A 6,568-nucleotide genomic window follows, 5' to 3' on the forward strand; every position below is an offset into this window, starting at 1 on the left:
GGGGAGTGGAGCGTGGGGATCATGCGGGTACGCCAGCAGGTGTCCGAGGATGTCCGGGGAGTCGTACGCTGTTCCCTGATCCTGGTTCGGCCTGATCGGCGGGAGGAACGTGCCACTCCTTCACAAGATCGCTGGAGTCGTGATCGTCTGCGCCGTGGTCCTGGGGCTGGCGTTGCCCGGGGACCGGCGGACGGGTGACAAGGCGGCGGACGCGACCCAGGCGGGGGCGGCCTCGCGGACGAACCCCGGGGCGCGGGCGCCGAAAGCCGGGGCCGGCGGGGCCGATGGGGTCGGCGGGTCCGCCAAGGCCAAGGCTCCCGGGGCCGCGGACGCCGTGCCCAGTGCGGTGCCGATCGCGGCGGCCGCGCCCGCGGCGGTGGCCGCCAAGGCCAACGAGCTCGGGCAGGTGCCGGTGCTCATGTACCACCGGATCATGAAGAAGCCCGAGCTGTCGCTGGACCGGTCGACCAAGGAGCTGTACGACGAGCTGACGCGGCTGGCCAAGGAGGGGTACGTCCCCGTCACCGCCGCGGAGTTCGTGAGCGGACGGTTCGACGTCCCGGCGGGCAGGCATCCGGTGGTGCTGACGTTCGACGACAGCACGCCCGGGCACTTCGGGCTGGACGCGCAGGGGAACCCCGAGCCGGACACGGCCGTCGCGATCATCGAGCAGGTGGCGCGGGAGAACCCCGGGTTCCGTCCGGTGGCGACGTTCTACCTCAACAAGGACCTGTTCGGGATGACGGGCGCCGAGGCGGCGGCGGGGGTCAGGTGGCTCGCCCAGCACGGGTCCGAGGTGGGCAACCACACGGTGACGCACCCTGATCTGTCGCGTATGCCCGAGAAGGAGGTGCGCGAGGAGATCGGGGGGATGGAGGACGCGATCGTCGGGATCACCGGGGTCCACACGACGACGCTCGCCTACCCGTTCGGGGCCGCGCCGCGCAAGAAGGCGTGGGCGCGGGAGGAGGACGGCCGGTACCGGTTCCAGGGGATCTTCCTGGCGGGGTGGAGGCCGTCGGAGTCGCCGTTCGACGGCAGGTTCGACCGGTGGGCCGTCAACCGGGTGCGGTCCGAGGGCAAGATCAAGGAGAACGACTGCAAGCGGTTCTGCTCCACGGCCTGGCTGGACTACCTGGACAAGCACCCCGGGGAGCGGTTCACCTCGGACGGCGACCCGAACACCGTGACGTTTCCCAGGTCGTCCGAGGACCGGCTGGCCAAGGGATCCAGGGCGCTCGCCCGGACGTACTGAGCGGTCCGCCCCGAAGGCTGGATTGACCAGGAGGGTCTGGTCCCATATCCTGATCGCTGCGCTGTGGGCCTGTGCGCGCTTCGGACGGAGCAGGCTCGCGCTCGGTCAGGTCGGCGACATCGGTACGGAACTTGGACGCGGCTTTGCCCGTGTCCCCACTCCGGTCTTCGGCAGGGCGGATAACGGCCCTCCGCGCACAACCCATACGACTTCCATGTCCGTACCGGAGCCAGCCGACACATGACGAGCAGCACCGAGGCCACCTCGACCACCCCGCAGGTAGCGGTCAATGACATCGGGTCCGAGGAAGCCTTCCTCGCAGCGATCGACGAGACCATCAAGTACTTCAACGACGGCGACATTGTCGAGGGCACTGTCGTCAAGGTCGATCGTGACGAGGTCCTCCTCGACATCGGCTACAAGACCGAGGGCGTCATCCCTTCGCGTGAGCTCTCCATCAAGCACGATGTCGACCCCAACGAGGTCGTCACCGTCGGAGACCATGTCGAGGCCCTGGTCCTTCAGAAGGAGGACAAGGAAGGCCGCCTGATCCTGTCCAAGAAGCGCGCTCAGTACGAGCGCGCCTGGGGCACGATCGAGAAGATCAAGGACGAGGACGGCATCGTCACCGGCACCGTGATCGAGGTCGTCAAGGGCGGCCTCATCCTCGACATCGGCCTGCGCGGCTTCCTGCCCGCGTCGCTGGTGGAGATGCGCCGGGTCCGCGATCTGCAGCCCTACGTCGGCCGCGAGCTCGAAGCCAAGATCATCGAGCTGGACAAGAACCGCAACAACGTGGTCCTGTCCCGCCGCGCCTGGCTGGAGCAGACGCAGAGCGAGGTCCGCCAGACCTTCCTCAACACGCTGCAGAAGGGCCAGGTCCGCAAGGGCGTCGTCTCGTCGATCGTCAACTTCGGCGCGTTCGTCGACCTCGGCGGCGTGGACGGGCTGGTGCACGTCTCGGAGCTGTCCTGGAAGCACATCGACCACCCCTCCGAGGTGGTCGAGGTCGGCCAGGAGGTCACGGTCGAGGTCCTGGACGTCGACATGGAGCGCGAGCGCGTGTCCCTGTCGCTCAAGGCGACCCAGGAAGACCCGTGGCAGCAGTTCGCCCGCACCCACCAGATCGGCCAGGTCGTGCCGGGCCGCGTCACCAAGCTGGTGCCGTTCGGCGCGTTCGTCCGGGTCGAGGAGGGCATCGAGGGCCTGGTCCACATCTCCGAGCTGGCCGAGCGGCACGTGGAGATCCCCGAGCAGGTCGTCCAGGTCGGCGACGAGATCTTCGTGAAGATCATCGACATCGACCTCGACCGGCGGCGGATCAGCCTGTCGCTCAAGCAGGCCAACGAGGGCGCGGCCGGCATCGAGGAAGAGGACTTCGACCCGACGCTGTACGGCATGCCCGCCGAGTACGACGATCAGGGGAACTACAAGTACCCCGAGGGCTTCGACGCCGAGACCGGCGAGTGGCTTGAGGGCTTCGACGAGCAGCGCGAGACCTGGGAGCGGCAGTACGCCGAGGCCCGCGCCCGCTTCGACGCCCACCGCAAGCAGATCGAGGAGGCCCGCAAGGCCGAGGCGGAGGCCGACACGGCCCCCGCGCCCGCCGGTGGCAGCAGCGGCGGCGGTGGCGAGACCTCCTACTCCGGCGGCGGCGAGAGCGAGACCACCGGTGGCGCCCTCGCCACCGACGAGGCGCTCGCCGCGCTGCGGGAGAAGCTCTCCGGCGGCCAGTGATCCGTCACTGACCACCGGCGCGCGTCGCCCGTGCGGGACCCTCGCGGGGGTTCCGCACGGCGGCCGGTGACGCACCGAATCACGGCCGGAGAACGATCCCTGGGGATCGCACTCCGGCCGTGACCGGTTTCACCCGCCGGAACGCCCTCCGGGGCCGTAGAGTCCGGTGGTCGCCGTCGCCCGAAGGTCCGCTCGTCCCCCGGGAGCACTCGTTCAATTGGCCAGCACAGACGTAGGCACCAAGACCGGCGGCCCGGCGGCCGGCTCCTCGATCGTCCCGTCGGGGCCCGCCAGGCTCGCGCTGATCGCGAGCACGGTCGCGGTGCTCGCGCAGACCCTGCGCTTCTCGCTTCCCCAGCTCGACCACTTCGCCGACGGCGCCGGGACCGGTGTCGCGGCCCTGGCCGTGCTGGTGGTCTACCTCGCCGGTTTCGCGGCGCCGCTCGTCCGGCGCGCCACCGGGCCGCGCGGCCTGCTGCTCGCGGGCGTCGGCGGGCTGCTCGCCGTCCGGCTGCTCGCCCAGGCCGTCGACCCGCGCACCTGGCTGGCGTTCGCCGGCACCGCCATCGGCATGATCGCGGTCGCGGCGCTGTACGAGGGCGCGCGCGGCCTGTCCGGCGTCGGCTTCGCCACCGCCACCGTCGCGGGCCTGTCGGCCGACGCGGCCGTGCGGATGTGCTTCGCCACCTGGGACCCGGTGTGGCGCTCGGGCGTCGGGCCGTGGCTGGCGTGCCTGGCGTTCGTCGGGCTCGGCGCCGCCGCGCTGTACCGCGAGCTGGCGTCCGGCCCCGTCGAGCCCCCCGGGATCTCCTGGCGGGACGCGCTCGGCGCGGCCGCGTTCGGGCCGTTCCTGGCGTTGCAGGTGCTGGTGCTGGCCAGCCCCGCGTTCGTGGCGTCCTCGGGCTGGCAGTCGCTGACCGGCGCGCACGTCGCCATCGTCATCGGGCAGGGCCTGGCCCTGGCGTTCCTGGCGTCCGGCCTCGCGGTGCGGGCCGTGCCGGGCGGCGTGTGCGTGCTCGGCGGCACCGTCCTCGGCGTCGGCGCGGGCGCGATCGCCGGGACGTACGCGGTGTCCGGCATCGAGGTCGTCCCCGTCGTGATCCTCGGCCAGGTCCTGTCGGCGTGGCTGCTGGCGGTCGCCTGCCGCGCGCCGCTGCGCCGCGCCGGGTCCGGCGGCCCGGTCTGGCGGGTGGACGTCGGCGCCGCGGCCGGCGGCCTGCTCATCGCGCTGATCCTCGTCCCGTACCAGGTCAGCGCCGTGTCGCCGCTGCCGTTCCCGAACAACGTGCTGCCCGGCCTCGCCGGGATCCTGCTGGGCGCGCTCGCCGCGATCGCCGCCGCCCGCGGCGGGCCGCTGCCGGCCCGCGCGCCGCTGCGCGCGCTCACCGCGGGCGCCGCCGCGCTCGTGCTGCTGCTCGGCACCCTGGTCTTCACCGTGGCCGCGCCGGACGGGACGGCGAAGGCCGGGCCCGTCCCCGGGCAGGTCCGGCTGCTCAGCTACAACATCCACGACGCCGTCAACCAGGACGGCCGCCTCGACCCCGAGGGCATCGCCCGCACGATCGAGGGGCAGCGCGCCCAGGTCGTCCTGCTTCAGGAGGCCAGCCGGGGGTCGCTGCTGTCGGGGACCACCGACGTCGGGGTGTGGCTGTCGCGCCGCCTCGGCATGAAGCTGATCTGGGGCCCGGCCGCCGACGGCCAGTTCGGCAACGCTATCCTCACGTCCCTGCCGGTCAGAAGCTCCGGGACGGGCCGCATGGCCAAGGGCGACTGGTCGCAGATCCGCGGGTACGTGTGGGCGCGGCTCGCCGTCGGCAGGACGACGATGGACGTGTGGTCGACGCACCTGGAGGGCGGTGACGGCCAGGCCGACGAGCGGTCCCGCGAGATCGCGACGCTGGTGCGGGCCTGGGGCGGCGCCCCCCGCACCGTCATCGGCGGCGACTTCAACGCCGGGCCCGGCAGCCCCGAGCTGGCCGCGCTGGCCGACACCGACCTGCGCAGCGCCGCGCTCGGCGCGGACACCTCCGCGACCACCGCCGACGGGGAGCGGTTCGACTGGGTGCTCGGCTCGGACGGGCTGATGTTCACCGACTACGACGTCCCGCGCTCGAACGCCTCGGACCACTATCCCGTCGCGGTGACCGTCCGGATCGGGCGCTGAGCAGATTCGCGGGCCCCGGTGTTGGCCGGTGACCGACGACAACGCGGCGAGGTGCGTGCCCGGGCGCCGCGCAACAGAACGGGGACTCATGAAATATGCCCTAGTGTCGTGCGCATGAGCGAACCGACGGTCGCCATCGAGCGAGCCGGTCCCGCCGATGCCGGGGAGGTGCTGACCGTCCAGCGCGCCGCCTACCTCGGCGAGGCGCAGCTGTACGGCGACCCGTTCATCCCGCCGCTGGTCGAGTCGCTGGAGCAGATCCGGAAGGTCCTCGCCGGCGACGCGGTGGTGCTGAAGGCGGTGCTGGACGGGCGGCTCGTCGGCGCCGTCCGCGCCCAGTTCAGCGACCACACGTGCCTGGTGGGACGGCTCGTCGTCGTCCCCGACATGCAGGGCCGCGGCATCGGCGAGAGCCTGATGCGGGCGCTGGAGCGCGAGGTGGCCGGCCGCGTCGAGGCGTGCGTGCTGTTCACCGGCCACCTCAGCGAGACCAACCTGCGCCTGTACCGCCGCCTCGGCTACACCGAGACGCACCGCGAGCGCGTGGCCGCGCACCTCATCCTCGTCCACATGCGCAAGCCCCTCGTCCCCGCCGGGACGCTAGGGTGAGGCCGTGCTGAAAGTGGGCCTCACGGGCGGAATCGGGTCGGGCAAGAGCGAGGTGTCCGGGCGCCTCGCCGCGCGCGGCGCCGTGGTGATCGACGCCGACCGGATCGCGCGCGAGGTGGTCGAGCCGGGCACCCCGGGCCTCGCCGCCGTCGTCGCCGAGTTCGGCGAGGACGTGCTGCTGCCCTCCGGCGGCCTCGACCGCGAGAAGGTCGGCTCCATCGTGTTCACCGATCCCGAGCGGCTGAAGGCGCTGAACGCGATCGTCCACCCGCTGGTGGGGGAGCGGACGCGGGAGCTGATGGACGCCGCGCCCGCCGACGCGATCGTCGTCTACGACGTCCCGCTGCTGGCCGAGAACGGGCTCGCCCCCATGTACGACGTGGTCGTGGTCGTGGACGCCCCCGAGGAGGTCCAGCTCGACCGTCTGACGTCCCGGCGCGGCATGACCGAGCGGGACGCGCGGGCCCGGATGGCGAACCAGGCCGCCCGCGAGGAGCGCCGCGCCGTCGCCACCCACATCATCGACAACTCCGGCACCCTGGACGACCTCAAGACCCAGGTCGACGCCCTCTGGGAGGCCCTCACCGACCGCGCCGCCACCCCCTGACCGGCAGGTCACCCGCCCGGCCCGGAGCTCAGAAGGAGGCTTCCATGGGGATTTGGCGGACTTCGGGGAGGTAGGTGTCGAGTTCGCCGGGCTCGAAGCGGCACATGCCGACCGCGTACCAGAACTCGGCGGTGGCGTTGCCCTCCCACTTGTAGGTCTTTTATACACTTCTCCGAGCCAACGAGACACTGAGCGC

5 protein-coding genes are annotated in these 6,568 nt (G+C 72.1%); all 5 read left to right on the plus strand.

Annotation, left to right across the window (positions count from 1 at the left end; genetic code table 11):
- The first annotated feature begins 109 nt into the window (after window positions 1–109).
- The 5 genes from E1298_RS42415 (at window position 110) to coaE (ending at window position 6,372) form a co-directional block, all read left to right on the plus strand.
- Entirely contained in the window at window positions 110–1,255 is a 1,146-nt protein-coding gene (locus tag E1298_RS42415; RefSeq protein ID WP_131903038.1) for a polysaccharide deacetylase family protein, read from the plus strand.
- A gap of 240 nt (window positions 1,256–1,495) precedes the next feature.
- Window positions 1,496–2,992, plus strand: a complete 1,497-nt coding sequence (rpsA, locus tag E1298_RS42420; protein WP_131903039.1) for a 30S ribosomal protein S1 — start codon at window positions 1,496–1,498, stop codon at window positions 2,990–2,992.
- 217 nt (window positions 2,993–3,209) lie between these two features.
- A complete protein-coding gene (locus E1298_RS42425; RefSeq protein ID WP_131903040.1) occupies window positions 3,210–5,156 on the plus strand; it encodes an endonuclease/exonuclease/phosphatase family protein in 1,947 nt (648 codons plus the stop codon).
- 114 nt (window positions 5,157–5,270) lie between these two features.
- On the plus strand, window positions 5,271–5,765 hold the full coding sequence (locus E1298_RS42430; protein ID WP_131903041.1) for a GNAT family N-acetyltransferase: 495 nt from the start codon (window positions 5,271–5,273) through the stop codon (window positions 5,763–5,765).
- Between the two features lie 4 nt (window positions 5,766–5,769).
- On the plus strand, window positions 5,770–6,372 hold the full coding sequence (gene coaE / locus E1298_RS42435; RefSeq protein ID WP_131903042.1) for a dephospho-CoA kinase: 603 nt from the start codon (window positions 5,770–5,772) through the stop codon (window positions 6,370–6,372).
- The last annotated feature ends 196 nt before the right edge of the window (window positions 6,373–6,568 follow it).

The organism is Actinomadura rubrisoli (assembly GCF_004349215.1).
GTDB lineage: Bacteria > Actinomycetota > Actinomycetes > Streptosporangiales > Streptosporangiaceae > Spirillospora > Spirillospora rubrisoli.

What these genes read in the sequence shown, in the direction of transcription:
- rpsA (WP_131903039.1), top strand. Translation starts at nt 1,496, where the DNA reads ATGACGAGCAGCACCGAGGCCACCTCGACCACCCCGCAGGTAGCGGTC.
- E1298_RS42430 (WP_131903041.1), top strand. Translation starts at nt 5,271, where the DNA reads ATGAGCGAACCGACGGTCGCCATCGAGCGAGCCGGTCCCGCCGATGCC.